This is a genomic window from Paraflavitalea speifideaquila (assembly GCF_032395985.1).
GTDB classification, from domain to species: Bacteria; Bacteroidota; Bacteroidia; order Chitinophagales; family Chitinophagaceae; genus Paraflavitalea; species Paraflavitalea speifideaquila.
Map to the genome: position 1 here is coordinate 4,837,615 of NZ_CP135920.1, position 25,171 is coordinate 4,862,785.

Here is a 25,171-nt window from a genome sequence, read left to right on the forward strand (position 1 = left end):
TGCAGCAAAATAGCAGCTACTAAACTTCCAATTAATCTCATGTGTTGGATTTATGGGATTTGAATCAATTGTATTTCCAATAACTTCATCAACTCCTGCCCCGTTACAGTGACTGGCCTGATGGTCAACCGGTGCACGCCTGGTTGGATGGTCAGTTCATTCAACGCTTTCGTCTGTACGTCTGTTTCCTTTTTCGCCTTGCTGACCACTTGCTCCTGCACAGTACCATCGAGATCAAGGCTATAAGTGCCGCCTGCTTCAGGCCCTGCAAGATATTTAATGATCACTTTGTATTTCACGGTGGCATTCGTCCTGAAATCCCAATGCAGCCATTGGTCTGGCGATTTCAACCGGTCACATAATACCTGTCTGTTTTACCATCGCCGTATTGCAATCCTTTTCCGGTTTGTACCGCATCAAAGGCCAATAACCTGGTTATAGGGATATTGGATGCTATATAGGAAATGGTGTCGGGCCTACCTTTTCCATCGAGCTCCAGCACCACTACGGTATTGGCCGTATCGACGGCTTTGGCCGACAATTGCACGGTAAGGCCACGTAGTCCCGAACTGGTTAATGATTGGTTGATGAGCAGTGGTTTCCTGGCAGCGTCCGTCAGCAGGTAAGCTTTCTTCACTGCCGAAGGGAGGCCACTCACCTGTAGCCTGCCATCGGTGGGCCATTCAAATACATGCAGGTACAGTTTATTGTCTTTCCGCGTAGATACGCCCCAATTATGCAGGGGTAAGCCTGAAATGCCAGCACCGCCCACACTTTCGTAGTTCTTATCCACCCATTGGCCGATACCCTTCAATATAGCCACATCTCTTGCATCCAGGGTACCATCGCCCTTGGGGCCAATATTCATCAACAGGTTGCCCCCACGCGAAGCCGATTTGGCCATGAGCTGGATAAAGAAGGCTACGGATTTATGGCTGCTGTCATATTTGCTATAACCATACGATTCGTTGGTAGTAGGAATGGCTTCCCAATCGCCTGTAACCGGGAAAAACTCTGCCGGACGGTCAGCGGTGTTCTTATAGTCACCAAAGCTAATGCCGGCACTACGCGCCAATCGGCCATTAACCACCACATTAGGATCTGTTTCGCGGATGGCTTGCAGAATGCGGATGTTTTCAGACAGGGGCAATTTATGGGGCGTATCAAACCACAGGATATCGGGATGGTATTTGTTGATCAGTTCTTTGATCTGGGGAATGGATTTTTCCGTCACATATTTTTGGGCTTTGGGCAATAGTTCCGGATGTTCATCATACCAGCGCGCGCCGCCATGCAACAGTTTATCTCCACCAGGATTATTAAATTCCCAATCATTACCCGGTGCATCGGGATGTTCCCAATCAAAAGCATGGGAATAATAAAAGCCAAAACGCATCCCATGTTTCTTACAGGCGGCAGCCAGCTCGGCCATGGGATCACGCTTAAAAGGCGTTTGGTCAATGATATCAAAGTCAGACACCGCCGAATTGTACATGGCAAAGCCATCATGGTGTTTGGCAGTGATAATGAAATACTTCATACCCGCCTGTTTGGCCTGCAATACCCACTGTTCGGCATTAAAGTTTACCGGATTGAATTGATGGGCCAGTTCCAGGTATTCATTGCGATTGATCTTTTCTTTACGCATGAGGTGTTCGGCATAACCACCTACCTTTTTGCCTTTCCATTCACCACCGGGCAGTGAATAAACGCCCCAATGAACAAACATACCAAACCGGGCTGTGCGCCACCATTGGATACGCTGTTCATGTGTTTTCATGGAAGCAGTCCACCATCCTTTCACCGCCTCATCTATTGCCTGCTGATCACGTTGCTTAGCACGGTTGAACATTTCCTTGTCTTCATCTCCACCCGTCTGTCCATAGGCATTGATCCCAATTACTGTTGCACAAAGGATCGTCTTCCAAATACGCTTGTGTTCCATGCTCAAATTTTCAAATTACACGATTATCAAATTGATCACCATATCAACACATTCCTCACCGGCAGGTTCCGGATCACTTCTTCTACTGATGGGGCATGATCCCCTTTGGTCCAGGTAGCCAGCCATTTATTATCGCCATACGCTTCGGCGCCAAATACCAGGAAGGGATGTGCCACCGGCCAGTTATCCCAATACCTGACATCCTGCTTAAAGGGCCATTTACTTTTATCGGCTACATAGGGGATAGGAATTCGATCCCTTTTTTGATTGACCGGCCATCGGGTGTTTGAAAAGCCCATAGGTTATTTTCCTTAGTTGAAAGGATACGGCAAACAGTTGTCATAGCATCGAGGTTAAAAAGGGAATACCCATAAGGCTTTGTTCTTCTTAACTCTTGCGGAAAACTGCCATCAGCAGCCATTTGATTGGGGAGTAAAACGGTCTTATACCGGTTGGTGCAAAAATCCAGCAATTCTTTGTTGCCGGTGAATCTGGCAAATGCAGCCACCTGCATCACCCAGCAAGTGCCATGGTTGTTGGTGGCATTCATTTCATCCTGCCCGTATTTGTGCGTTGTTAACCAGGTAAGGTATTGAGAAAACCAGGCCTTGATACCAGCCAGGGCAACCGGATCCATATTAGCTGCTCCTTGCATAGCCATGAGGGCCTGTACCACTTCCATAAAATGAATGGTATCAATGACACCAATGCCCCGCCCTGTTGCGCGCCCTTTAATGGCCTGCGCATACAACAGGTGGGGGTGCATAAGCGTAGCCGTATCCAGAAACCAGGCGCGGCAATGATTGAGGGCTTGCGCCACATATTTCTGATCGCCTGTAATCTTGTAAGCCGATGCCAGTGCCCCCATGATGCGGCTGAACCTGATCATGGCCTGCCGGTGTGCTACGAAGTTGCCGGGATTGGTCATCCCGTCCTTTTTGGATATAGGGACTATCGGGCGATTGTGGGTTGGGCCACCAGTAGTCGCCTTCGGAATAGAAATCATGTTTACCACCTACACTGCGCGGCGACAAGCTGGCACTTACCGTTACAGGCTCCTGCTGCATGGCCCAGGCAGCTTCCTTCAATACCTGCTTGCGCAATGTTTTGCTGATGGCCCTGGTATAATCAGTCGCTTCTTGTGCATGTACTGTGGCTGATACTACAATCAGTAAGCATACCAGCAGTCCTGACGATAGGTATTGCAGCATTTTCAAATTCCCCAATTTATCATATTACTAATTGGTCATTTTCTTATAGGTTACCTTCCCAATGGTATTGGGTTTACCGGTAACAGTCGCAGAAATATTTCCTCTTATTTGACCACCTTCTATTGAAACTGTGATGGTACGCCAGCTATAAGCACCTTTTTCATAGTTGAAGGTTTCACCATCATCATCATACAATTTATACGTACCTGGCTTTGTTCCATAATAACGTACCTCCAGGTCTGTCACCTCACCAACTTTGGGAGCGTGCAGCCTGGCCGGCATCATGGGAATAATGCCGCCGTCTTTACATACACCGGTATTTTATCTAAGCCCGGTGTTACTGTAATTATTTCTCCCTCACCTGCATAGGCACCGGTATTGAAATCATACCATTTGCCTTTGGGCAGGATCACTTTGCGGCTGGTTTGCCCGGTAAACAAGGGCGCCACCAGTAAGTATTCCCCAGCCATGTATTGATCTTTGATCTCTTTGGAAGCAGCTTCTGCATAAGGGTTTGCTTCCAGGTTCTCATTCACAGCTTCTTTTTCACTTCCTGTTTAAAGCCTGGTTCCAGGTTCATAGCCCTGAAAGGAGGAATGCCCTGGTAATGGTATTTGGCAAATTCGGTATACCAATAGGGCATCATTTGCATACGCAGCAAGGCCAATTGTTTTACCTGTTCGGCTACCTCGGGATAACTCCAGGGTTTGGTACCGCTTGACCAGGCATTGATCATGGCCATGGGCGAAAAGATCACGGTTTGGAAACGGCGCAGCCACTCCTCCCCTGTTTTGGAAGCCCTTACTTCGGGTGTCCACAATACACCGGCAAATCCACTGTTGATGAGTGCGGTGATAAAATCTTCATGATTGTAGTAATCGTTGTAGATTACATAAGGGAATGAAGAAGCACCGCCATTGGAAGCACGCACCAGGCCAAAGGTCCGGGAGTTTTGCTGACGATACAAGTCGGTACTATAGCGTTGAGCCAATACGCCATAGGTTTGACGTAACTGTTCGGCACTATTGCCCGAAGGAAAGGTAGCCACATCGGGCCACAGGTAATGATCATATCCATCTACTTCATCAATCTTATATCCGCTTACACCAATACCTACCTGGTCTTTTTAAGCTGTTCAAAGAAGATCTTCCTTGCCTGCGGCATGGTAAAATCGGGTACAGCGCCAACCCATACGGTATGGGAACCGGTATAGGGCAAAATGGGTTTATAAATAGAAGCTTCGGGAGATACATAAGGGTTGAGCCAGAGGTTCAGGCGGATGCCTTTATCCAACATAGCTTTCACAAACTGCTGTGGCTGTGGGAAACGCGTTTTATCCCATTCAAAAGTACATGGGTAGGATTTGCTTTGCCAGCCTGGCTCCAGTCCGATATAATCGAGCGGATAACCTTTTTTGTTCAAAATCATTGGCTTCCTTTTCTACATCGGCAGCATTGTACAAGCGTTGTACCCGCTGTGTGAAGCCCAATCCCCAACGGGGAGGTAAACAACCTCCGCCATTGAACAAGTTGAACCGGCGTACTGCATCCAGGGGCGTAGGGCCTGCAAATACGTACACCTCTACCCCACCGGCAGGTACCAATATCTCTACTGCATCGGAATAGGGACGGGAAGCCCATGTTTTATCGGTATTACGATCTTTGGCTACCGGTGGAGTTTTACTGTCTGTGCGTACACCCGAACCGGCATATACATCAATATACCGGGCGGCATTGATGAAAACACCATAACCTAGTGATGATACATAGAAAGGTGTGGGCGCATGGTTGCGGCCATTGTCCTTACCGCCAAAATGGTCTACATGTAATTGTAATATCTTACCCCGCTGGTGCACTGTTTGGAAATTGAGTCCAAAACCATATACCTGTTCTTCTTTTGCAGGGGGAAACGGAGATAGGCTTTGCCATCTTGTATACGGCCTACAATATCGGTTTTAGCTAACGGGAACCCAGCTGAAGCAATGGCCCCCAATCCCTCTTTATTGGGTGTGGCGCCGGCTGCTTTTAACAGATCAAGGGCTTCCGGCTTGCCCACAGTGGCTTTCCACACACCAGGCGCCACTTCGGTCCATACCGGCTGCTGAGCCGCCAGGTGAAAAGATACGCCTATCAAAGGATAACCAGGTACAGCTGCTTGCGTCGATTCATGATATGCTTGTCTTTTTATTTAATTGGTCGGGCTGAAGCTATCTGCTACCAGCTGCGAGCTAAATACGGGAGCACCTTCGGTTCTTAGCACCTACCCCCACTCACAACTCACAGGCTTACCACTGTATACGTTTTCCCTTTCACCGTAGGGAATTCTATTACAAATTCTCCTTCTTTACCAATCTCCACCAGTTGCGCCTGGGAACTCTTCTCATAAGCTACTTTTCCGAATGCAATATTCAACGGATTGGCATTGCCACCTTGCACAGGATTGGCTTTTACTTCCACTATTTTAACAGGGAGGTTGTTTTAATACGGCAAATACCGCCGGCGCCGGAACTGATCCTGGCTTTTGCCAGCTTGCCAGCTTTCCATTCAATATCGACGGTGAAATTGCCCCTTGCTTTAATGCCTTTGATACTACCTGCACTCCAGGCAGTAGGCAAGGCCGGCAACAGGCTCAAATAACCGGCATGAGATTGCAACAGCATTTCCGTAATACCAGCAGTAGCACCGAAGTTGCCATCGATCTGGAAAGGCGGATGGGCATCAAACAGGTTGGGATAGGTACCACCACCGCCCATGGTTTCACGAATTTGATTGGGGTCAATGTAAGTAAAAGCATCACTCAATATTTTATAGGCATGATCGCCATCCTGCAGCCTGGCCCACCAGTTGATCTTCCAGGCCATGGACCAACCGGTACTTACATCACCACGATGGTTCAATGATTGCTTGGCAGCCGCTGCCAGTTCGGGGTTTCCTGCACGGTGATCTGGCTACCGGGATACAAACCAAACAGGTGGGAAAGGTGACGGTGTTTGTCTTTGGGATCATCCCAATCACCATACCACTCCTGCAATTGTGCGTATTGACCAATATGATAAGGGTACATGCGATCATAGGCATCCTGAACTTCCTTCCTAAAGGCAACATCAGTATTCAGCAAAGTGCTGGTTCTGATCACTGCTGTAAACAATTCCTTCAGTAAGGCCATATCCATCGTACTGCCCAGGGCTACCTGGTATTCTTTTCCTTTTAGTTTAATGGTATTCTCCGGTGAAGTAGAGGGATTGGTAACCAGGTAATTGGTGGTACTGTCTTTGATCAACCAGTGCAACATGAATTGTGTAGCCCCTTTCATTAAAGGATAGGCTGTTGATTGCAACCATTTTTTATCGCCTGTAAACAGGTAATGTTCCCACAGGTGGGTGCTGAACCATACACCAGCCATGGGCCAGCAGCTCCAGCGTGGCATACCGCGGGGGTCCCACTCATAACCACCAGGTGGGGAGGTTTTGGCCCACAGATCGGAATTATGATGTGTAACCCATCCTTCGGGGATATTGTAATTCACTTTGGCAGTTACGGCACCGTTTACCGCCAGCTCTTTCATGAAATCAAATAAGGGTTGATGGCATTCAGAGAGATTGGTATTCTCTGCCAGCCAGTAATTCATTTCCGTATTGATATTGGTGGTATAGTTACTGCCCCAGGGTGGTTGTACATGATCGTTCCAGATACCCTGCAGGTTGGCCGGCCTGGAACCTGGGCGTGAGCTGGCAATGAGCAGGTAACGGCCAAACTGGTAATATAAGGTTTGTAGCTGATTGTCGTTTTTAGTACCCGAAAACTACGCAGCCTTTCATCAGTAGGCAACTTAACAGTTTCTTCATTGGTACCCAAGTTGAGCTTTACGCGATTGAACAAAGCCTGGTAATCGGCCACATGCCGTTGTTTCAATTGTGCCCAGGATGAAGCAAGTACTTTCTTCAGGTTGGCCGCTGCTTCCATACCAGGATCTTTCCCTTCTTTACCGGGCGATCTATTAAAGCCGTTAAAGCTGGTGGCTTCTGTAAGGTAAATAGTAACGGCATCAGCATCGGTAACCGCCAACTGATCACCCGATTGTTTAACAGCACCACCCTCTACCTTTACATAGAGATGTATCTGAAAATTCATCCCCTCCCCTTTGGGGTTTTCGTCATATACTACCTGTTGGGGTTCTGATTCGCGATTGGCTACAAACCTGGGGGCCTTGCCGGTCAGCACCAGTTGGTTTTTGGCTGTGGCCGCAACGGTATACCGCAACTTGCTGGTAAGTGCCGCATGGAAGTTGATGCTGTTCTTTTTATCAGCCGTAAGCCTTATCATCAGTACTTTATCTGGAAAACTGGTAAAGGTTTCGCGCTGGTATTGTACGCCGCCGCTGGTATAGCGCACCGTGGCAATGGCATTATTGAGGTTAAGGTCACGGTAATAGTTGGTGCCCAGGGTATCACTGGTAGGGAAATGCAATAACAGGTCGCCCAGTGGCAGGTAGCGGGCCGAATAGGGTCCTTGCATTTTCTTCCATAGCCCGGCAGCCTTGGTATAATCGCCTTCAAATACGGCCTTGCGTACCTGTGGCAACACTGTAGGACCATTGGGATTATTGCCCGGATCGGGGGAAACCACTCAAAGGGTATTGTCATTGAGTTGATAACGTTCAGATTTTACCCGGCCAAATACCATGGCGCCCAGTTTCCCATTGCCCAGCGGCAGGGCTTCTTCCCATGCCCTGGCAGGCCTGGCATACCATAACTTCAGGTGGGCATCAGTTTGTGCGCTCACAGCAAGAGCGCTCACACATACAGCAAACAAAAAAGCAATACGTTTCAATGGTTTGATAATTTATATGATTACTTCAATGGCTTTAAATATTTTACCACGCATGTCCATGGCAGATGGAATACCCTGGCATTATAAGGTAATAGTCACCGTTTTAAGTCCTTCACTCCGGACACTCACTACATTTACCCCTTTATTGGTTTGTATTTTGATGGTAGCCCGGCCATTGTACATTTGTACATACCGGCTTCCGTTAGCAGTGCCCTGGTTATCGATCAACTTACCATCACCGGCCAGGCCGAAACGCACCCAGGTGGCAGCATCCAGGCAAGGAATCCCCTTTTCGTCCAGTACCCTTACCTGTACCGTCGCAATACCATTTTCTTCCTTCACTTTTTCTATTCCCAGTTGGGCCGGCTTACCCCAGGTATCGGTTTGATATTGAAAGTTCATGGCATCCTTCACAAACTCTTTTCCTTTGCGTGCAATTACCTGCACATTATTGATCCCTTTATTAAATCGCAGGCTCCAGCGCAGGCCAGCGGCAGGAAAGTCCTGGCTATTGCGTTTCCTGATGCCGTAACTTTTTCCATTCACAAACAGTTCAGCCTCTTCGCAATTGGAATACACTTTCACCATCTTCTCCTCCTCTGCCGCACCCCACCGTACCGGCCAGCTATGGCCATAGATATGTACCATGGGTTGATTGGTCCAGTAAGATTGAAAAACATAATAGGCTTCCTTTTGGGTAAGATCCCGCTCCACTACCCCTTTCTGGTTCATATAGGGCACCGGGTTATCGGGCCTTACTGGTGTAGAGAAGTCTTTAAAAGGCCATTGAGCAGTCCCTGTTAGCCAAGGCATGGTTTCCTGTTCTTTCAGGTGCCAGTCGACCAGGTTACAGATATAAGATTCACTCAATCACCATCTTTACTAGCCCTGGCTGCACCACCATACAAAGAGGCATCACCTGCCCGCTCATCAGCAGCGCCTGCCGCTTTCAGGGCCAGCAAGGCTTTATCGGGGTTTCCGAATGCCGGCCGGCATGGCTATCACCCCCACTCCACATGCAGAAAATGTTTTACTTTTTTGAACTCCTCTTCCGATACCGATTTGTATTCAGTATAGATACCGCGGTACCAGCCTGCCCAGATGGAGGGAGAATATACGTCCACAATATCTTTACAGAAATCACAACGGCGGATGGCTGTTTTACGGGTAGGATCTAATTGGTGCGAAAGATCATTGAGCTCCTTCATGAAAGTTCTGATCTTTTCTTTATCAAACTCCGGGAAATCACCGGGCCAGTCATTCTCATTACCCAGGCCCCAAATGATCACGGCCGCATGGTTATAATGCTGTTCGATCATATTGCGCAGCATACGCCTGGCTTGTTCCTTGTATACATCACCACCCAGGCCACCCCGGCACCAGGGAATTTCTTCCCATACTACGATACCCAGGCTATCGCACAGGTTCAGGATGGTGCGCGATTGCTGGTAATGACCCAGCCTGATAAAGTTGACACCCATCTCCTTCATCATGATCATTTCCTGGCGCATCTGTTCATCCGTCATAGCATCTGCTACACCCGCATGGTCTTCATGCCGATGCGTGCCACGCAATAAAAGACGTTTGCCATTCAACTTAAAAGGGCCATTGTCTACAAACTCAAATTTGCGGAAGCCAATCTTTTCCTGTTGCGTAAATACGCCTTCCGGCCTTTTCAGGGTTACTTCTACAATATAAAGATTAGGTATACCGGTAGACCATAATAGTGGTTTTTTTACCGTAAAGCTGGCAATATCTACGTCACCAGTTCCAGTGAGCATGTCTTTGGAAAGGGTTTGCAGCAGTTTCCCAGCAGGATCAATCAGCTTAACTGTTAAAGAAGTATTGCTGATGCGTTGTGGATTATAAAAGCGGGATCTGATGGTGAGTTTACCGGTTTTTCCGGCAGGATCTGTTTCAGCAAGGGCAAATATTTTATCAATGGATAAAGCCGGTGAATAAACCAGGTTGAGATAGCGATAAATGCCACCATATAAGTTAAAGTCTGATAAGTCAGAGGGGATCATTTCAGGTCGCGTGAATTATCCGTTCGGATGGAGATAGGCACCTTGCCTTTGAACTGTTTTTGATAGACTTCGGTTTGTGTAAAAGCTTGTACCGCCTCAGTGATATCAACGGTAAATTCATCGTAGCCGCCTACATGCGAGCCTACTTTTGTGGTATATACATATATATCCGTCTTTTGTCCAGCGCCTTCAAAATGCAATAGGGTTCTTCCATTCGTATAGGGATTTTTAATATCCAACAGGGTGCGGTACCAGGCTGGCCCCTGGTAATAATTAACATCAGGGTCTACAGCATCGGTAGCATTTATACAGTGCGGCAGGGATACTTTTTCCCAGAGGGGCAGGCTTTCGGGATTGCCTTTTCCGACGGGCCTAACGGATTCCCAGATACCGCCCAGGTCTTGTTTAAGAAATTCCCAACCAGTATTTAGTTTTGTAGCAACCTGCGCTGTTGCCGGCAAATAAAGACCGGTCAATAGCAGGCAAACGATAATTATCCTGTTCATGCTACGAATATCTGCAAACATTGATTTTAAGCGATTAGAATCGGATAAAAAAACTCCGAAAACGTTATCGTCCCTGAAAAATCAGGTGACACTTTGTTGATGAAGTGTCACCTGTTAATAATTCCTTTTGACAATAAATAATCGGCCTCTTTAATTCCAACTATACCTGAATGGTACCATACTGGTGTTTGCAGCACCTGCAGCCGTGGAGCTGAATACATGCCCCCGGCCATTGGTAAAATAATACCCTGCTGAACGGTTTTGCACCCGGTCATTGATCACAATAGGCGCTACATCATTATTCAGGATCTTCAGGTTCATTTTCCCCTCCTGGTCAAGGCCCGAACCGCCTACATTACTATAGGTGATGGCAGTCAAAGCTGTTACATCGGGATTGGGTTCATTTTTGGTGAGAACCCAACCCAGCCTGGTATCTTTCGGGTCTATTTTGGTATTGGGGGCAACAGGGTAGTTACTGTCGTATTATTGATTGTAAGGTTATCAAAACCATACTCGCCCTGTATCATAAGATACAACAACAGGTTTTTAACCGTTTCCCTGGAATATTCCTGCCAGGCAACAGCTGGTCTGGTTGAGTCAAATGCCGGGTTTACTACCGATTTGATAGGCACACCTGCTCCGTCCTTCACTACTACCGGGAAATCGAAAAAGAAGCCACCGGATACCTTACCGCTGGTGAGCCTTCTAATGGCATCCGTATGCAGTAAAATAAAGGTTCTGCCGGGTTTTCATATTCTGTAATATCAATGCCGGAATATTCGATAGCCATTTGCATCCATTTAAAGATCGTATCGTTGTTGGGAGCGCTGGTACCCCTGGAAAGGATATAATCTTTCACTGTCATATTTACCTTAGGGTCAGCTTCTTTGGGTTGATATTTGTAATCTGTTTGCAACTTATAGCAGCCTGTCATGGAAAAGGCTGTTAACAGCAGCAAACAGGCTATATATGGGTTTGATCTTTTCATATAGTGTTCTTTATTACTAATTATTAATTAGACGTTCACTGGGTCACCCGCCTAATCTGAATAGGGTTTATTCTGTTCCAGGTTGGGATTGGCATTGAGCACATTCCTGTTCAAAGGCCACAGGTATTTTCTTTTATCGGTACCAAAACCTACTTCAACACCACCATTGGCAAGCTGTCTGGCTTTTAAGATAGGGTCCATGATCTGCATCACGCGGTTAGTACGTGCCAGGTCGAACCAACGTTTACCTTCGGCAAACAGTTCCCAGCGCCTTTCTTCGAGGATGGCATCTTCCATTTCAACTTCAGTGGTAAGCTGGGCTGCAGTATAAGCAGGTAAAGTGGCGCGCACGCGTGTCAGGTTGAGGTATTTACGGGCATTGTTCCTATCGCCGGTCTTATTCAAAGCTTCGGCATACAGCAGAAACATATCAGCGAGGCGATACATAGGCATATAAACGACCTTGTCTGTTCCCGAAAAACTGGCAGCCTGTGCACTGGTCAGGTAGGTACCAGTTGCAACAGAAAATCCGTTGGGGCCATACCATTTGATTACCCGGTCCCAGTTATCTGTTTTGGTGGGATCAATGGTCTGCTTGCCGCGTGTATCGGTAGTGCTTTTACCCCAGGTATTAAATACCTGAAAAGCTGTTTTGATCGGCGTATTGTTCCGGGCTGTGGTAACGCCACCCATACAGGGACAACCATTAGCCTCCACATTCCAATGCAGTGACCAGATGGTTTCAATACTACCGGCGGGATTGGTGAAGATACCTTTCCAGTTACCAGTAGTTTCGAGATCGGTTGCAACACCGCCACTACCAGTAGTTGTTTGGCCGGAAGCATTATAGACTTTACCAGTAGCTCCCTTTGCTTTGAACACGAGTTTAAGCCATTCAATCGCTTTATCGTATTCGGGTACAATTTCATCATCATGGCTTCTCCACATGTAAACATCTGCCGTAATAGCAGCAATAGCACCTTCGTTCAGGTACCAGATAAGGGGCGTACCATTTTTGCAGAAAGATCATAAGCATTTTTCAGATCTGAAAGTATCTGCTCTTTTACTTTGGCCTTTGTTTCCCTGGGTGCTTTGGGATTATCATCCAGCTTAAGGAAAGGTGTGGTACGGATAGGAACACCGCCCCAAAGGCGCAAAAGATAGAAATAACTAACTGCTCGTATGGCATAACACTGAGACAGGTAACTTTTTAAAGTAGCATCTGAAATGATCTGGCTGCCACGGGCATATTTATTGATGTCGGGAAATTTGGCAAGATTGAGGTTGGCCCTGCCAATGATTGTGTATAATGGTGCCCAGTCGGAATACGCATTATTAGGTGTCAGGCTGTTTAAGAACATCTCATTGTGATTGTTACCGGCATACTGGCTGGTTTCCATATTATCAGCCCGCATATCTCCCCAATACGTGATCCGGTTATTGAATTGCGACTCGCCAATCATACAAGCCTGCATACCTGCATACAAGCCGGCCATAGCAGCATCGGCCTCAAACACACTCTTAAAAAATCTTCCAGTTTACCATCCGACAATGGTTCTTCATTGGCAAACTTTTACAGCCGCCCAATGTAACCACCATCAATAAGATCGTATAGATTAATAGTTTTTCATTGCCTGATTGTTTAGAATTGAAAGTTTACACCTATACCCAACTCCCTTCTTTTAGGATATTTACCGTTGTCATCACCGGGTTGCAGCGCATTGCTGGAACTGAACTCGGGGTCATAACCAGAATAATCGCTCCAGGTCAACAGGTTAATACCATATACGTACACACTGGCGCCGGTCATGAAAGCCTTCCTGGCTATAGCCGGTTTGAACCGGTAGGCAAGGCGGGCACTGGACAACCGGATGAAAGAAGCATCTTCCAGGAAAAAGGAGTTGCCGCTGCCACGCTGGCTGCCACGGTCGTTTTTGTCAGGATAATAAGGATAAGTAGCGCCTTCCTGGCCCTGCTCTACCCAGGCACCCCAAACTGCTTCAGGCAATGCAGGTCCATTGGTATTGGCGAAATTGGTAAGCCCTTCTTTAAAGCTGTTGTATACCTTTCCGCCAATAGTAGCATTCACAATTACACTTAAAGACCATCCTTTATAAGTAAAGTTATTGATAACACCGAGGTAAAAATCAGGTTGTGCATTACCGATGATCTGCCTGTCCTGGTCATCTATTTCACCATCATTGTTAATGTCTTCCCATTCAGAATCCCCCGAGTAATGTAGCGCCAACACCTTTCTTTTTATATACCACACCTGTATAAGGCTTTCCGCCAAGGGTATAACCCGCAACAGTAACTTTAGACAGTCTTGGGTTATTCTTATTATGTTCAATGGCCACCCCTTCAGGCGTTAATTTAGTGCCAAACTCGTCATAAGCATTGTGTGCATCGGTAGGATAAATACCTATTCTTTTCCATCCATAAAAATTACCCAGTTTGCCGCCTTCCTGTATCAACCATTTACCGGTGATAAACGGCTGTCCACCTTCCAGGCTTTTGATCTTTCCGCGCTCAAACGTAATGTTACCACTCAGGTTCCAGGAGAAATTTTTGGTAGTAACCGGTACCGTGCTCATTTGAAATTCAAAACCTCTTGTTTCAATGGCGCCTACGTTCACTTTCACTGTGCTAAAGCCATTTTGACTAGGCAATGGTTCGGGATATAAAAGATCGTGGGTAGTTTTAATATAATAGTCAGCAGATAAGGTTACCCGGCCATTGAGAAAGGAAAGATCCAGACCCAGGTTCTTTTGTTCGGTAGCTTCCCAACTCAACGCTTTGTTACCAAAAGTGCTGCTTAAGATAGCGCCTGGTACGTTGTTGTAGCTGGTGCTACCCTGGTTGATCAGTTGCAGGTATTCATAGTTACCTACCCTGTCATTACCAGTTAACCCCCAGCTGTAGCGCAGTTTACCATCCGATAATAGACCAGCCGCCCAGTTCATCCATTTTTCATCGGAGAAGCGCCAGGCCAGTGAACCGGCATAGAAGTTACCTACCCGGTTATCGGGATGGAACCTGGAGGAGGCATCCCGGCGATAAGTACCCTGGAAAATATACCTGTCTTTAAAAGTATAACCTACACGTGCAAAAGCAGAAGCAGTAGAAACGGCACTTCCGCTGGAACTTTGGGCAGAAAGGTTATCCATAAAATTGCCCTTTACATAAGAAGAAGTCTCTACTACAAAATTCTTCCCTTCCAGGTGGGTCCTGTCGTCTTTCTCCCTGTCCTTTTGAACGCCCACCATAGCCATCACACTGTGTTCGCCAAATTTTTTATTGTAGTTTAAGAATCCCTGTACCAGCCAGTTGAAACCCCGGTTATTATCATTCCGGGCAAAGTTCTCATTCCCATTATCATCGAGGAAACGAGGTGCAAAGTAGAAACCCAGCATACTTGTCAATTGTGCATTGAAGCTGGCTGTAAACCGCAGGTCTTTGGTAATCTCATAATCCAATTGGTGGTTCATTTGCGCCTTCAGGGTTTCACGGGTATTTTCTTCCAGCAGGGCATTGGCTACCGGATTTCTTTTGGAGGACAGGTAGCTGGTAAGGGTTCCATCCGGGTTAAAAATACGCAGGTAGGAAGGACGGTCGAAAACCGGCCGCACGGAGTTATTAATGCTGGTGAAATTACCAAACGACCAGAAGAAGGAAAGGTTATTGGAATATTTAAGCCTGGGAGAAACCCTGAACTCCGTATTGATACGGGATTGGATCATTTTATACCAGGTATTCAGCGCAATACCCTTATCGTCCACATAGTTCAAACTACCATAGTAGTTCATCCCTTTCTGGCCACCACTCGTGCTCAGCTTCAGGTCGCCGCGTTCACCGGTATTGCCCAGTAACAGGTCCTGCAGGTCATTATCAGTATTAAAGGAAGGGTTCAGCGAATCCGTCAGGTTGCCGGTACTACCAAAAGGTTGCCGCCCTGCATTTTCCTGTACCGGCGATATTCTGCCGCATTGGCCTGTTGTATCTTATGAGCCAGCTTGCCAAATATTCTGGAATATTGCAGATCTACTCTTGGTTTGCCATCCTTACCCTTTTGGTAGTGATCAGGATTACACCGGCAGCCGAACGGGCGCCGTAGATAGAAGCAGAAGCCGCATCTTTCAGCACTTCCACCCGTTCGATATCGTTGGGGTTAATAGCAAGTGCGTTGTCAGTGATCACCCCATCCACCACGTACAATGGTGTGTTGCCATCGGCAGAAAGTGTATTAGCGCCCCTTACCTGAATAGATCCCTGTGCACCGGGCTCACCATTATCGTTCATGATCAATACACCTGCAGCCCGGCCTTGTAAGGCATCGAAGAGGTTAACGGGTTGACGTTCAGCAATCTCCTTGGCGTTTACGGAGGAAATGGCTGCACCTACGTCTTTTTTACGCATGGACTGGCCATAACCGATTACCACCACCTCATCGAGGTTGGAGTTGCCTTCATTTAAGGTAATACTGATACTGGTACGGGTTCCTATCTTTTCTTCCAGGGTTTGATACCCTACATAGGTAAACTCAATACGGGAGTGCCACCAGTAACAGGGATGGTGTATTTTCCATCGACACCAGTAGTAACACTTGTTTTAGTCCCCTTCAGGTTCACCGTAACGCCCATCAGCGGATTGCCTTTGGCATCCGCAACGCTACCGGTAATTTGCCGGGACTGGGCTTGAGCTGGAGAATAAAGAAACAGGGAGAATAAAACAAATAGTGGGAAACACCACCAGGGCCTGGTCCTGTACAGAACCCGGGGGGCAAGAAAGAGCTTCTTTTCCATAAAGCATGCAATTTTCAGTTGTTTAACAACAACGGCCTTGGTCTTAAGCAGTCGTTGTTTCGGAACGTTTTGTAATGGGGTTTATGAAACCCTGCGACCCCGACAGGTCAGTACCGGGGCGGATATAGCAATTAATAAGTTAGCCGTTTCATTTAATTGCAGGTTTAAGCAGGTTACGAATGCAATTAAATAACAAATGATCAAGTCTAATTTCCTGTTATTGCCATTGTAATAAACTATTTTGGCAAGGCATGCTTATTTTCACGAACATTAATGAATATTGAGGTTAGAAAGGGCGGACGGGGCAGGATGGGCCTTGGCGCCACCGGCTTAGTTTCAACATTCTTGTATAATTATATGAATACCAACAAACGATATTGTCTGGCACTTGACCTGAAAAATGATCCGGTATTGATTGCGGAGTATGAAACGTACCACCAGGAGGTATGGCCCGAAATACTCCAATCTATCAGCAACAGTGGTATTGAATTGCTGGAGATCTACCGGATAGAGAACCGCCTGTTTATGATCATGGAAGTGAATGCCGGTTTCTCGTTCGATAAAAAAGCATTGCTGATGCCGCCAATCCTACCGTACAAAAATGGGAAACGTTGATGTGGCAATACCAGCAGGCCCTGCCTTCGGCCAAACCAGGAGAAAAATGGCTTTTAATGAATAAGATCTTTGACATGAATATTGAACCCTGATCATTTCGAAGAAACAAAAGGAATGTTGAATCATCCATACTCAACAAGTACCTTTCAATTAACCACCACCAACAGCTAGCGTTAAAACATCTATTATGCCAGGTATTGCTTCGCCTACACAACCTAAACAAACAACCGGTACCGGGAAAACATTGTTACTTCCCTTTATCCTGGTTACCAGCTTATTCTTTTTCTGGGGGTTCATTCATAACATTGACCCTATATTATTGGCCCACTTGCGCAAGACATTCCAGTTAAACGTGGTACAATCATCCCTGGTAGACTTCTCTGTCTTCATCGCCTATTTTGCGATGGCCTTACCAGCCGGATATATGATGCGCAAATATGGTTATAAAGCCGGCATATTACTGGGTCTGCTCCTGTTTGCCGGTGGCTGTTTCTTATTCCTTCCCGCAGCTTCTACCCGCTCCTATGTGTTTTTCCTTGGCGCCTTGTTTATTATTGCCAGCGGATTGACCTTCCTGGAAACAGCAGCCAACCCTTATGCTACTGTTTTGGGCCCACCCGGATCAGCTACGCAACGCCTTAACCTGGCACAGTCATTCAATGGGCTGGCAACTGTAGTAGCACCGCTGATAGGCGGCAAACTCATCCTCTCCGGGAAAAACCATACCGACCAGGAATTGGCAGCTATGACAGCCACGGCCCGGGAAGCTTATTTCCAATCGGAGGCAGACAGTGTAAAAATGCCTTACCTCCTACTCGGACTTATCATTCTATTGGTGGCCCTCATCTTTGTGTTTGCTAAAATGCCCGACACCAAAGAAGCCAATGACAGCAGCACCAAAGGATTTTTACATGCATTCCGGTATAAACACCTGACGGGCGCTGTAATCGCCCAATTCTTTTATGTGGGCGCACAGGTATGTGTTACCAGCTTCTTCATAGTAGTGGTTACCAAAGCAGCCGGGATCAATGAAAAACGGGCAGCGGAATACCTTGGTTATGGATACGGTATAGCATTTATGGCAGGCCGGTTTATTGGCACTTTTATCATGCGGTATATACAACCGCAAAAACTGCTCACCATTTATGCCATCATCAACATATTGCTTTCTGTAGTGGTTATGTTTGCCGAAGGAATGGTCATCGTGTATGCATTGATTGGCATCGGTTTTTCATGAGCATCATGTTCCCCACCATCTTCTCCCTGGGTATTCATAAACTCGGAAATGATACCAAATTAGGCTCCTCCCTCATCATTATGTCGATTGTAGGCGGAGCCGCAGTACCTTTCCTACTGGGTGCCATTTCCGATGCTACCGGCAACATTCAATACGGCTACGTAGCTCCCCTATTGTGCTTTGTAGTGGTATGCTGGTATGGATGGAAAGGGTATAAGGTTAAGGAGGCCCTGAATTAAGAGCCGGGAGCCAGTGAGGGACTACGTTCACTCGCCCCTTGGCAGAGCAGGATAGTTACATACAGTTATCTTTATAATTTTACACATTTAATTCATTGAATCCAATGTTTTCATTAGCCAGTAAAAAAGCAGTAGTAACAGGAGGCGGCAGCGGCATCGGCAGGGCCATATCCGTATTGTTTGCCAAACAAGGAGCCGAAGTACATATCATTGAATTAAGTGGGGAAAATGCTGCTGCTACGGTACAGGAAATTACTGCTGCCGGCGGGAAGGCGACTGCCCACAGCTGTAATGTAGCCGATCAGGCCGAAGTACTGGCCACTTTTGAAAAGATCGGTCCCTTGCATATACTGGTCAACAATGCCGGCATTGCCCATATTGGCAAAGCCGATACCACTTCTGAAGAGGATTTTGACCGCGTGATCAAGGTAAATGTAAAAGGTGTGTACAATTGCCTGTATGCCGCCATCCCCCAATTGAGGGCTGCCAAAGGAGGCGTCATTGTCAATATGGCCTCTATTGCTGCCTGGGTTGGCTTGTCGGATCGCTTTGTGTATTCCACTGCCAAGGGCGCCGTAATGGCGATGACCTTGTCGGTAGCCAAAGACTATATCCAGGAAAATATCCGTTGCAATTCCGTTTCCCCGGCCAGGGTGCATACGCCTTTTGTAGATGGATTCCTGAAAAACAATTACCCGGGCCGTGAAGCCGAAATGTTTGAAAAACTGTCCAAAACCCAGCCCATCGGCCGGATGGCCGAACCTACTGAGGTGGGAGCACTCATCCTGTACCTATGCAGCGACGAAGCCGCTTTCATAACCGGCTGTGACTATCCCATTGATGGCGGTTTTATTAAATTGAACAGTTAGAATCCAACGAAGCAAAGGAATAATCAGTCATTAATAATCAGTAATCAAGATGCGTGTTGCCCTGTTCATTCCGTGCTATGTAGACCAGTTTTATCCCCAAGTGGCCATTGCTACCTTAAAACTATTGGAACACCTGGGATTGGATGTACACTACCCAATGCAACAAACCTGCTGTGGTCAACCCATGGCCAATGGGGGCTTTGAACACCTGACTGGGTCCTGCAACAGCAATTTCATTAAAGCTTTTGCAGGATATGATTACATCGTTTCCCCATCAGGCAGTTGTGTATTGCATGTTAAAGACCACCTGCACGATGAAAAGCAGGAAGCAGCCGCTACCACGATTCGCCAGCGTGTGTATGAACTGTGCGAATTCCTGACTGATATTGTTCAGGTCAAGAAGATCAAGGCTTCCTTTCCCAAAAAAGTAGCCCTGCACCAGGGTTGCCATGGTCAAAGGGGGTTAAAGCTGGCAGCTTCTTCCGAAACGGTGGTGCCTTTCTTTTCTAAACCGGTGCAATTGCTGAAGATGGTAGAGGGACTGGAACTGGTTGACCTGGACCGGCCCGATGAATGTTGCGGTTTTGGTGGTACATTCTGTGTTACTGAAGAAGCTGTATCCTCGGCCATGGGGCTTTCTCGAATTGAGGATTACACAAAACACCAGGCCACCGTGATCACCGGTACGGATGTAAGCTGCCTCATGCACCAGGAGGGACTGATCCGGAGGAGAAAATTGCCTTTTGAAGTGATGCATATATCTGAGGTGCTGGTTGCCGGACTTTAAAGACGAGTGGCGAGTGTTGAGCGCTTACATAGACTTGTATTTAATCTCCCGAAAGCTTTTGGGATCACTTACCACTAGCCGCTTTACTAACTTGAAGGCAGATTATTCAATATTGACGATAAAACATTAAATGAATACACAACATATTCCCCATCCACAGGCCGCTGCCATCTTCCTTGAAAACAAGGAGCGGGTACAATGGCATGATGAAACCTTGTGGTTTGTACGGTATAAGCGGGATAAGGTGGTTAATGAAGTGCCTGAATGGGAACAGTTGCGGGAACTGGCTTCAGGTATTAAAGACCATACCCTTTCCCGGCTGGATGAATACCTGCAGGAGTTTGAAGCAGCTGCCATCGCCAATGGCGTTACGGTTCACTGGGCTGCCGATGCAGCCGGGCACAACAAGATCGTACATAGCATCATGGCGCGGCATGGCGCGCAAAAGATCGTGAAAAGTAAATCCATGCTCACGGAAGAGTGCCACCTCAATGAATATCTCGAAGCACAGGGCATTGAAGTGGTAGATACCGACCTGGGCGAAAGGATCGTACAGTTGAACAAGGAAATGCCCAGTCATATTGTATTGCCTGCCATCCATATTAAAAAAGAAGAAGTAGGCGAAATATTCCACCAGCACCTGGGTACGGAAAAAGGGGCTTCCGATCCGCTGTACCTGGCATTGGCCGCCCGGGATCACTTACGGCAGAAATTCCTGGCAGCAGATATCGCCATTACAGGCGTCAACTTTGCCGTAGCCGAAACAGGCGCCATTGTAGTATGCACCAATGAAGGCAATGCCGACCTGGGCGCTCACCTGGCCAAAGTGCATATTGCCTGTATGGGTATAGAAAAACTCATCCCCCGCACCGAACACCTGAGTGTATTCCTGCGCGTGCTGGCCAGGAATGCTACGGGACAAAAATATTACGGCTTATTCCAGTCATTTCAGGAAGCCTGCACCAGGATCGGAAATGCATATTGTAATTGTCGACAATGGCCGTACCACCCAACTGGGCAGGGAGGCCTTTCGCAATTCATTAAAATGTATTCGCTGTGGCGCCTGCCTCAATACCTGCCCGGTATACCGGCGCAGTGGGGGACATAGCTACCACAATGCCACTGCCGGCCCTATTGGCGCCATCCTGGCTCCCAATCTCGACATGCGCAAGAATGCCGATCTGCCTTTTGCCTCTACGCTTTGTGGCTCCTGCACGGATGTATGCCCCGTAAAAATTGATATCCATAATCAATTATACCAATGGCGGCAGGTGCTTACCCAGGAGGGGTATGTACCCGCGGCCAAAACGGCCAGCATGAAAGTAATGGCAGGTGTACTGTCCTCCCCTACCCGCTATGCTTTTGCGGGTAAATGGGCACGCCGGTTCCTGCGCTGGTTTCCGGCCCTGGCCCTCAATAAAAAACTGAACCCCTGGGCCAGGCAAAGAGACTTGCCAGCGCCACCGAAGGAAAGTTTTAGGGAATGGTATAAGAAGAACAGCGGCGAGCTGTGAGCTGGGAGCCACGAGCTAAATACAGGATAGAACATCTAATACTTAGACTCACCGAAACAAAAGGCTCGCAGCTCGAAGCTAGTAGCTCGTAGCTTTGAAGAAAACAACAAACAATAGATCCATTGAGTAGGGAAAGAATATTAGCCGCCGCCAAACAAAACAAACCAGCCCTGGCACCTTTACCGGAAATGGTCAACTTTGCTTTTGCAGCGACTGACCTGGCAGCAGCCTTTACAACCGCTATTAATAAGGCAGGAGGTGCAGTCACTATATTGAGCGCCAAGGAACAACTGGCGTCGAAAATAAAAGAAGCCTTTCCCGACGCTAAACGGGTAGCCGACTTTATACATAGCGACTACCAGGCCAATGAAGCACTGTTGAAGAATGTAGCCCAACTGGATGTAGTGGTGCTGAAGGGACAACTAGGTGTAGCAGAGAATGGCGCCATCTGGCTAACCGATAAGGATTGTGTAGAACGTGTACTGCCATTCATTACCCAGCACCTGGTGCTGGTAATCGACCAACAAACGCTGGTAGGCAATATGCACCAGGCCTATGCGGTAATGGGTCAACAAAAACCCGACTATGGGGTGTTCATTGCTGGTCCTTCCAAAACCGCCGACATTGAACAATCGCTGGTCATTGGCGCCCATGGCCCCCGTAGCTTACAGGTTTTCATCATTGAAAATTGAGCATTAAACTATAATAACAGTATATGAAACTAATCCGATTTGGAGCGGCCGGTAAAGAAAAAGCCCGGCATTTTACTGGAGGGGAAAAGGTATGATACATCATCTATTACCCGTGATTATGATGAAACCTTCTTCACCGAAGAAGGGATCGTCAAACTGAAAGCCGCCCTTGACCAAAAGCCTGCCTTACCCGAAGTACCAGCCGATACCCGCTGGGCAGCTCCCCAGGTAAGGCCTTCCAAGATCATTTGTATTGGTCTCAATTATGCCGACCATGCCCGCGAAAGCAATATGGAGCCTCCCAAAGAGCCAGTCGTATTCTTCAAATCCACCTCTGCCCTGGTAGGTCCCAATGATGACCTGGTTATCCCTAAAAACAGTGTAAAAACGGACTGGGAAGTAGAATTAGCCGTGATCGTTGGCAAAAAGGCCAGCTATGTGGATGAGAAAGACGCCGCCAATTATATTGCCGGTTATGCCTTACACAATGACTACAGTGAGCGCGAATTCCAGCTGGAACGTGGCGGCCAGTGGGTAAAGGTAAAAGCTGTGATACCTTTGCGCCTTTGGGCCCCTGGATCGCTACTGCTGATGAGATCAGCGATCCCAACAACCTGCGCTTATGGTTGTCGGTGAATGGTAAAATGATGCAGGACGGCAATACGCGCAACTTCATTTTCAATGTGAATTTTGTGGTTTCCTATCTAAGCCAGTTCATGACATTGGTACCCGGTGATATCATCTCTACCGGTACACCTGCCGGTGTGGGCCTGGGGCAAAAACCCAACCCTGTTTATATCAAGCCGGGCGATGTAATGGAACTGGGCATCGACGGACTGGGCAGCAGCAAACAGGTAGCCAAAGCCTATCAACCTTAAAATTATTGCCAGATGGATCTTCAATTAAAAGACAAGGTCATTATAGTAACAGGCGGGGCCAAAGGCATTGGAGAAGGTATTTCCAAAGTACTGGCTGCCGAAGGCGCTATCCCGGTGATCCTGGGACGCAATGAAGCCGATAACCTGAAGACGGTGGAAGAGATAAAAGCCGCCGGCTGGAAGGCCAGTCAGGTTGTAGCGGAGTTGACAAAACCGGAAGCCTGCGAACAAGCCGTTAAAGAAGTGATCCAACAATATGGACGTATTGACGGACTGGTCAATAATGCCGGTGTGAATGACGGTGTAGGTTTGGAGAATGGCAGTTATGATGCCTTCATTGCCTCGCTGCACAAGAACCTGGTACACTATTACCTGGTAGCCCATTATGCTTTGCCCGAATTGAAAAAGTCGAAGGGACCGATTGTAAATATCAGTTCCAAAACTGCCGATACAGGACAAGGCGGCACTTCGGCCTATGCGGCGTCCAATGGTGGCCGCAATGCCCTTACCCGCGAGTGGGCGGTAGAGCTGCTGCCTTATGGCATCCGGGTTAATGCCATCGTAGTAGCCGAATGTTGGACCCCCTGTACGAACGGTGGATCAATAGCCTGCCGGATGCCGAAACCAAACTGGCTTCCATTGTAGCGAAGATACCTCTGGAAAACCGCATGACTACTTCCGAAGAATTGGGTAATACCACCGCTTTTCTGTTGTCATCAGCATCCAGCCACACAACCGGTCAACTGATCCATGTAGATGGTGGCTATGTGCATCTCGACAGAGCTATTAGTAAGTAATCACTTTTTGCGTCGTAATATATTTGCCCGCCCTTCAAAGATCCCTTTGAAAGGTGGGCGAATCTTTTAAGCCGTATGAGGGTTTAGTTTTTCCTCATTACCCATTTAAAGGTTTCTGTCTTAACACATCCCACACCACTTCTCCCGGCAATACCCGGTGTACCGGAATATTGATGGCATAGCGGTCACACAGAGCACGGATCTTACGATCGATCTGCTCCGGATCGTAACGGGACGAGAAATGTCCTAAGATCAAAGTCTCTATCTGCAATCCGCTTACCATTTCCATTACTTCTTCCAAATTACTGTGTTTGTTGGAATGAGGCATTATCTTATTGTCATCAGCTCCTCCCAGGAAGGTCGCTTCGTGGATCAATATTTTACAATGATTCCATCGTTCCAGGTTTTCAACTGGTGTATCGGCCGAATAGCCTAATAAGGTATTGCGTAATTCAAGCGTGGTTTGCTCCTTTCCTTTTTCCAGGATTATCCTTCTGATCTCTTCGCCGGAAAGCCCCAGCAGTTCGGGCCGTAGTTTTTGTTTTACCTGCACCACTTTATAACTTAAGCTCTTGGTAATACCTGGTGCCACTACTACATGCCCATTGCGAATGGCCTCTACTTCAATACCATCTTTAACTACAAGGGCCTCCCCTTCTGCTATCGGCCTCCAAACAGTACCGGCTACATGGGGATCGAACCGTTTGGTAAATTGCTCAATTGAAGGAAATGAACCTGAGTCCTTCGGGTAATAGACCACAGGCAATCCTTCCCGGGCATTAAGCTGATTGAATTGAAATAGCCCCATCAGGTGATCCCTGTCGGCATGAGAGATAAACACATGATTCACTTTCCGGCTTTTTGCAAAAGACCGGCACTAACGCCATCGCCGGCATCGAATAAAAGTCCCAGTTCTTCAATAAAATACCAGGTCGAGAATAAGGCCGTGGAATAACCTGTAATTGTAAATTGCATACGGCGCCAATATTAAATCAATACTGCCAATTTTCCATCTACAAAAACAGGTTCCACTATCCAACTGCTATTCAGCAAAGGTGTATACAAAAAAGCGGATCATCCTGAGCAAGGTTGGCTGGGCGATATTTGATCCGGCGCCGGGTTTATACAATTCATCCTCACTTTTACTCAATTCATCCCCCATTAGAACTTCTTTAACCCTATACAGGCTGTATTTTGTAGCATATAAAGCTCCTTAATTGGCCAATAGAACTGCC

At 47.3% G+C, this 25,171-nt stretch carries 38 protein-coding genes and 3 pseudogenes; 12 read left to right on the plus strand and 29 right to left on the minus strand.

The window, feature by feature from the left end:
- Positions 1-50: 50 nt before the first annotated feature.
- From RS881_RS33285 to RS881_RS33410, 27 genes and pseudogenes are all read right to left on the minus strand, one after another.
- On the minus strand, positions 51-350 hold the full coding sequence (locus RS881_RS33285) for a hypothetical protein (RefSeq protein WP_315814686.1): 300 nt from the start codon (positions 348-350) through the stop codon (positions 51-53).
- Positions 347-1,945 (minus strand): alpha-L-fucosidase, encoded by a 1,599-nt coding sequence (locus tag RS881_RS33290; RefSeq protein WP_315814687.1) that lies wholly within the window; start codon positions 1,943-1,945, stop codon positions 347-349. Before RS881_RS33290 ends, RS881_RS33285 begins: the two co-directional genes overlap by 4 nt.
- 35 nt (positions 1,946-1,980) lie before the next feature.
- A complete protein-coding gene (locus RS881_RS33295; RefSeq protein ID WP_315814688.1) occupies positions 1,981-2,121 on the minus strand; it encodes a hypothetical protein in 141 nt (46 codons plus the stop codon).
- A gap of 56 nt (positions 2,122-2,177) precedes the next feature.
- Positions 2,178-2,951, minus strand: coding sequence for an alginate lyase family protein (locus tag RS881_RS33300; protein WP_315814689.1), 774 nt, complete (start codon positions 2,949-2,951; stop codon positions 2,178-2,180).
- A 232-nt stretch (positions 2,952-3,183) separates the two neighbouring features.
- A complete protein-coding gene (locus tag RS881_RS33305; RefSeq protein ID WP_315814690.1) occupies positions 3,184-3,402 on the minus strand; it encodes a DUF5110 domain-containing protein in 219 nt (72 codons plus the stop codon).
- A 35-nt stretch (positions 3,403-3,437) separates the two neighbouring features.
- A complete protein-coding gene (locus RS881_RS33310; protein WP_315814691.1) occupies positions 3,438-3,692 on the minus strand; it encodes a glycoside hydrolase family 31 family protein in 255 nt (84 codons plus the stop codon).
- Entirely contained in the window at positions 3,689-4,267 is a 579-nt protein-coding gene (locus RS881_RS33315; RefSeq protein ID WP_315824689.1) for a TIM-barrel domain-containing protein, read from the minus strand. The genes RS881_RS33310 and RS881_RS33315 overlap by 4 nt, the downstream gene beginning before the upstream one ends.
- Before the next feature lie 2 nt (positions 4,268-4,269).
- Complete coding sequence (locus RS881_RS33320) at positions 4,270-4,584, minus strand: TIM-barrel domain-containing protein (RefSeq protein WP_315814692.1); 315 nt, start codon at positions 4,582-4,584, stop codon at positions 4,270-4,272.
- The gene (locus RS881_RS33325) at positions 4,499-5,011 is read right to left on the minus strand and encodes a hypothetical protein (RefSeq protein ID WP_315814693.1); all 513 of its coding nucleotides are present in this window, start codon (positions 5,009-5,011) and stop codon (positions 4,499-4,501) included. Before RS881_RS33325 ends, RS881_RS33320 begins: the two co-directional genes overlap by 86 nt.
- Positions 4,975-5,289, minus strand: coding sequence for a hypothetical protein (locus RS881_RS33330; RefSeq protein ID WP_315814694.1), 315 nt, complete (start codon positions 5,287-5,289; stop codon positions 4,975-4,977). Before RS881_RS33330 ends, RS881_RS33325 begins: the two co-directional genes overlap by 37 nt.
- A 143-nt stretch (positions 5,290-5,432) precedes the next feature.
- On the minus strand, positions 5,433-5,612 hold the full coding sequence (locus RS881_RS33335; protein ID WP_315814695.1) for a hypothetical protein: 180 nt from the start codon (positions 5,610-5,612) through the stop codon (positions 5,433-5,435).
- Positions 5,612-5,815, minus strand: coding sequence for a glycoside hydrolase family 95-like protein (locus RS881_RS61820; protein WP_425476396.1), 204 nt, complete (start codon positions 5,813-5,815; stop codon positions 5,612-5,614). The genes RS881_RS33335 and RS881_RS61820 overlap by 1 nt, the downstream gene beginning before the upstream one ends.
- A 54-nt stretch (positions 5,816-5,869) precedes the next feature.
- Positions 5,870-6,897: pseudogene (locus RS881_RS33345) on the minus strand (glycosyl hydrolase family 95 catalytic domain-containing protein); the annotation flags it as partial.
- Positions 6,780-7,118, minus strand: coding sequence for a glycosyl hydrolase family 95 catalytic domain-containing protein (locus RS881_RS61825; protein ID WP_425476397.1), 339 nt, complete (start codon positions 7,116-7,118; stop codon positions 6,780-6,782). The gene RS881_RS61825 and the pseudogene RS881_RS33345, both read right to left, overlap by 118 nt.
- Before the next feature lie 102 nt (positions 7,119-7,220).
- A pseudogene (locus tag RS881_RS61830) lies at positions 7,221-7,952 on the minus strand (glycoside hydrolase N-terminal domain-containing protein); the annotation flags it as partial.
- Positions 7,953-8,066: 114 nt separating this feature from the next.
- Positions 8,067-8,855, minus strand: coding sequence for a DUF4982 domain-containing protein (locus RS881_RS33355; protein ID WP_315814698.1), 789 nt, complete (start codon positions 8,853-8,855; stop codon positions 8,067-8,069).
- A 131-nt stretch (positions 8,856-8,986) separates the two neighbouring features.
- On the minus strand, positions 8,987-10,012 hold the full coding sequence (locus tag RS881_RS33360) for a glycoside hydrolase family 2 protein (protein ID WP_315814699.1): 1,026 nt from the start codon (positions 10,010-10,012) through the stop codon (positions 8,987-8,989).
- The gene (locus RS881_RS33365) at positions 10,009-10,539 is read right to left on the minus strand and encodes a sugar-binding domain-containing protein (protein ID WP_315814700.1); all 531 of its coding nucleotides are present in this window, start codon (positions 10,537-10,539) and stop codon (positions 10,009-10,011) included. The genes RS881_RS33360 and RS881_RS33365 overlap by 4 nt, the downstream gene beginning before the upstream one ends.
- 129 nt (positions 10,540-10,668) lie before the next feature.
- Entirely contained in the window at positions 10,669-10,896 is a 228-nt protein-coding gene (locus RS881_RS33370) for a hypothetical protein (protein ID WP_315814701.1), read from the minus strand.
- Positions 10,897-10,961: 65 nt separating this feature from the next.
- Entirely contained in the window at positions 10,962-11,168 is a 207-nt protein-coding gene (locus tag RS881_RS33375) for a hypothetical protein (RefSeq protein ID WP_315814702.1), read from the minus strand.
- A 2-nt stretch (positions 11,169-11,170) separates the two neighbouring features.
- Positions 11,171-11,506 carry a hypothetical protein gene (locus tag RS881_RS33380; RefSeq protein ID WP_315814703.1) on the minus strand — a complete coding sequence of 112 codons (336 nt, stop codon included), beginning with the start codon at positions 11,504-11,506 and terminating at the stop codon, positions 11,171-11,173.
- 51 nt (positions 11,507-11,557) lie between these two features.
- Entirely contained in the window at positions 11,558-12,454 is an 897-nt protein-coding gene (locus RS881_RS33385; RefSeq protein ID WP_315814704.1) for a RagB/SusD family nutrient uptake outer membrane protein, read from the minus strand.
- Between the two features lie 38 nt (positions 12,455-12,492).
- Positions 12,493-13,023: a RagB/SusD family nutrient uptake outer membrane protein gene (locus RS881_RS33390; RefSeq protein WP_315814705.1), complete on the minus strand. Its 531-nt coding sequence runs from the start codon at positions 13,021-13,023 to the stop codon at positions 12,493-12,495.
- A gap of 125 nt (positions 13,024-13,148) precedes the next feature.
- Positions 13,149-13,754 carry a hypothetical protein gene (locus RS881_RS33395; protein ID WP_315814706.1) on the minus strand — a complete coding sequence of 202 codons (606 nt, stop codon included), beginning with the start codon at positions 13,752-13,754 and terminating at the stop codon, positions 13,149-13,151.
- On the minus strand, positions 13,726-15,312 hold the full coding sequence (locus RS881_RS33400; RefSeq protein ID WP_315814707.1) for a TonB-dependent receptor domain-containing protein: 1,587 nt from the start codon (positions 15,310-15,312) through the stop codon (positions 13,726-13,728). The genes RS881_RS33395 and RS881_RS33400 overlap by 29 nt, the downstream gene beginning before the upstream one ends.
- Positions 15,313-15,547: 235 nt before the next feature.
- Entirely contained in the window at positions 15,548-15,949 is a 402-nt protein-coding gene (locus tag RS881_RS33405; RefSeq protein WP_315814708.1) for a TonB-dependent receptor plug domain-containing protein, read from the minus strand.
- An 83-nt stretch (positions 15,950-16,032) separates the two neighbouring features.
- Positions 16,033-16,308 carry a carboxypeptidase regulatory-like domain-containing protein gene (locus RS881_RS33410; RefSeq protein WP_315814709.1) on the minus strand — a complete coding sequence of 92 codons (276 nt, stop codon included), beginning with the start codon at positions 16,306-16,308 and terminating at the stop codon, positions 16,033-16,035.
- A 357-nt stretch (positions 16,309-16,665) separates the two neighbouring features.
- Between RS881_RS33410 and RS881_RS33415 the strand changes: the two genes are divergently transcribed.
- The 12 genes and pseudogenes from RS881_RS33415 to RS881_RS33470 all read left to right on the plus strand — a co-directional run bounded on the left by RS881_RS33415 (position 16,666) and on the right by RS881_RS33470 (position 23,936).
- Positions 16,666-16,923: an L-rhamnose mutarotase gene (locus RS881_RS33415; RefSeq protein WP_315814710.1), complete on the plus strand. Its 258-nt coding sequence runs from the start codon at positions 16,666-16,668 to the stop codon at positions 16,921-16,923.
- Positions 16,923-17,015: a hypothetical protein gene (locus tag RS881_RS33420; protein ID WP_315824690.1), complete on the plus strand. Its 93-nt coding sequence runs from the start codon at positions 16,923-16,925 to the stop codon at positions 17,013-17,015. The genes RS881_RS33415 and RS881_RS33420 overlap by 1 nt, the downstream gene beginning before the upstream one ends.
- A 95-nt stretch (positions 17,016-17,110) precedes the next feature.
- Positions 17,111-18,160: an L-fucose:H+ symporter permease gene (gene fucP, locus RS881_RS33425; protein ID WP_315814711.1), complete on the plus strand. Its 1,050-nt coding sequence runs from the start codon at positions 17,111-17,113 to the stop codon at positions 18,158-18,160.
- The gene (locus RS881_RS33430) at positions 18,157-18,399 is read left to right on the plus strand and encodes a hypothetical protein (RefSeq protein WP_315814712.1); all 243 of its coding nucleotides are present in this window, start codon (positions 18,157-18,159) and stop codon (positions 18,397-18,399) included. The genes fucP and RS881_RS33430 overlap by 4 nt, the downstream gene beginning before the upstream one ends.
- Positions 18,400-18,503: 104 nt before the next feature.
- Complete coding sequence (locus RS881_RS33435) at positions 18,504-19,268, plus strand: SDR family NAD(P)-dependent oxidoreductase (protein ID WP_315814713.1); 765 nt, start codon at positions 18,504-18,506, stop codon at positions 19,266-19,268.
- 49 nt (positions 19,269-19,317) lie between these two features.
- Positions 19,318-20,055 (plus strand): (Fe-S)-binding protein, encoded by a 738-nt coding sequence (locus RS881_RS33440; RefSeq protein ID WP_315814714.1) that lies wholly within the window; start codon positions 19,318-19,320, stop codon positions 20,053-20,055.
- Positions 20,056-20,185: 130 nt separating this feature from the next.
- The gene (locus tag RS881_RS33445; RefSeq protein ID WP_315814715.1) at positions 20,186-21,163 is read left to right on the plus strand and encodes an LUD domain-containing protein; all 978 of its coding nucleotides are present in this window, start codon (positions 20,186-20,188) and stop codon (positions 21,161-21,163) included.
- Complete coding sequence (locus RS881_RS33450) at positions 21,105-21,569, plus strand: 4Fe-4S dicluster domain-containing protein (protein WP_315824691.1); 465 nt, start codon at positions 21,105-21,107, stop codon at positions 21,567-21,569. The genes RS881_RS33445 and RS881_RS33450 overlap by 59 nt, the downstream gene beginning before the upstream one ends.
- A gap of 122 nt (positions 21,570-21,691) precedes the next feature.
- Positions 21,692-22,261, plus strand: coding sequence for a LutC/YkgG family protein (locus RS881_RS33455; protein ID WP_315814716.1), 570 nt, complete (start codon positions 21,692-21,694; stop codon positions 22,259-22,261).
- 291 nt (positions 22,262-22,552) lie between these two features.
- Positions 22,553-23,139: pseudogene (locus RS881_RS33460) on the plus strand (fumarylacetoacetate hydrolase family protein).
- 12 nt (positions 23,140-23,151) lie between these two features.
- Positions 23,152-23,784, plus strand: coding sequence for an SDR family NAD(P)-dependent oxidoreductase (locus RS881_RS33465; protein WP_315814717.1), 633 nt, complete (start codon positions 23,152-23,154; stop codon positions 23,782-23,784).
- Complete coding sequence (locus tag RS881_RS33470; protein ID WP_315814718.1) at positions 23,712-23,936, plus strand: SDR family oxidoreductase; 225 nt, start codon at positions 23,712-23,714, stop codon at positions 23,934-23,936. Before RS881_RS33465 ends, RS881_RS33470 begins: the two co-directional genes overlap by 73 nt.
- 97 nt (positions 23,937-24,033) lie before the next feature.
- On the opposite strand, the gene RS881_RS33475 is transcribed toward RS881_RS33470, so the two are convergent.
- Both RS881_RS33475 and RS881_RS33480 read right to left on the minus strand, forming a co-directional pair.
- Positions 24,034-24,786 (minus strand): MBL fold metallo-hydrolase, encoded by a 753-nt coding sequence (locus RS881_RS33475; protein WP_315814719.1) that lies wholly within the window; start codon positions 24,784-24,786, stop codon positions 24,034-24,036.
- On the minus strand, positions 24,783-24,911 hold the full coding sequence (locus RS881_RS33480) for a hypothetical protein (RefSeq protein ID WP_315814720.1): 129 nt from the start codon (positions 24,909-24,911) through the stop codon (positions 24,783-24,785). Before RS881_RS33480 ends, RS881_RS33475 begins: the two co-directional genes overlap by 4 nt.
- Positions 24,912-25,171 lie beyond the last annotated feature (260 nt).

What these genes read in the sequence shown, in the direction of transcription:
- RS881_RS33290 (WP_315814687.1), bottom strand. Translation starts at nt 1,945, where the DNA reads ATGGAACACAAGCGTATTTGGAAGACGATCCTTTGTGCAACAGTAATT.
- RS881_RS33300 (WP_315814689.1), bottom strand. Translation starts at nt 2,951, where the DNA reads ATGATTTCTATTCCGAAGGCGACTACTGGTGGCCCAACCCACAATCGC.
- RS881_RS33320 (WP_315814692.1), bottom strand. Translation starts at nt 4,584, where the DNA reads ATGATTTTGAACAAAAAAGGTTATCCGCTCGATTATATCGGACTGGAG.
- RS881_RS61820 (WP_425476396.1), bottom strand. Translation starts at nt 5,815, where the DNA reads ATGCTGTTGCAATCTCATGCCGGTTATTTGAGCCTGTTGCCGGCCTTG.
- RS881_RS61825 (WP_425476397.1), bottom strand. Translation starts at nt 7,118, where the DNA reads ATGGAAGCAGCGGCCAACCTGAAGAAAGTACTTGCTTCATCCTGGGCA.
- RS881_RS33360 (WP_315814699.1), bottom strand. Translation starts at nt 10,012, where the DNA reads ATGATCCCCTCTGACTTATCAGACTTTAACTTATATGGTGGCATTTAT.
- RS881_RS33365 (WP_315814700.1), bottom strand. Translation starts at nt 10,539, where the DNA reads ATGTTTGCAGATATTCGTAGCATGAACAGGATAATTATCGTTTGCCTG.
- RS881_RS33380 (WP_315814703.1), bottom strand. Translation starts at nt 11,506, where the DNA reads ATGAAAAGATCAAACCCATATATAGCCTGTTTGCTGCTGTTAACAGCC.
- RS881_RS33385 (WP_315814704.1), bottom strand. Translation starts at nt 12,454, where the DNA reads ATGTGGAGAAGCCATGATGATGAAATTGTACCCGAATACGATAAAGCG.
- RS881_RS33400 (WP_315814707.1), bottom strand. Translation starts at nt 15,312, where the DNA reads ATGAACTACTATGGTAGTTTGAACTATGTGGACGATAAGGGTATTGCG.
- RS881_RS33410 (WP_315814709.1), bottom strand. Translation starts at nt 16,308, where the DNA reads ATGGAAAAGAAGCTCTTTCTTGCCCCCCGGGTTCTGTACAGGACCAGG.
- RS881_RS33415 (WP_315814710.1), top strand. Translation starts at nt 16,666, where the DNA reads ATGAATACCAACAAACGATATTGTCTGGCACTTGACCTGAAAAATGAT.
- RS881_RS33420 (WP_315824690.1), top strand. Translation starts at nt 16,923, where the DNA reads ATGTGGCAATACCAGCAGGCCCTGCCTTCGGCCAAACCAGGAGAAAAA.
- fucP (WP_315814711.1), top strand. Translation starts at nt 17,111, where the DNA reads ATGCCAGGTATTGCTTCGCCTACACAACCTAAACAAACAACCGGTACC.
- RS881_RS33430 (WP_315814712.1), top strand. Translation starts at nt 18,157, where the DNA reads ATGAGCATCATGTTCCCCACCATCTTCTCCCTGGGTATTCATAAACTC.
- RS881_RS33435 (WP_315814713.1), top strand. Translation starts at nt 18,504, where the DNA reads ATGTTTTCATTAGCCAGTAAAAAAGCAGTAGTAACAGGAGGCGGCAGC.
- RS881_RS33440 (WP_315814714.1), top strand. Translation starts at nt 19,318, where the DNA reads ATGCGTGTTGCCCTGTTCATTCCGTGCTATGTAGACCAGTTTTATCCC.
- RS881_RS33445 (WP_315814715.1), top strand. Translation starts at nt 20,186, where the DNA reads ATGAATACACAACATATTCCCCATCCACAGGCCGCTGCCATCTTCCTT.
- RS881_RS33465 (WP_315814717.1), top strand. Translation starts at nt 23,152, where the DNA reads ATGGATCTTCAATTAAAAGACAAGGTCATTATAGTAACAGGCGGGGCC.
- RS881_RS33470 (WP_315814718.1), top strand. Translation starts at nt 23,712, where the DNA reads ATGTTGGACCCCCTGTACGAACGGTGGATCAATAGCCTGCCGGATGCC.
- RS881_RS33480 (WP_315814720.1), bottom strand. Translation starts at nt 24,911, where the DNA reads ATGCAATTTACAATTACAGGTTATTCCACGGCCTTATTCTCGACCTGG.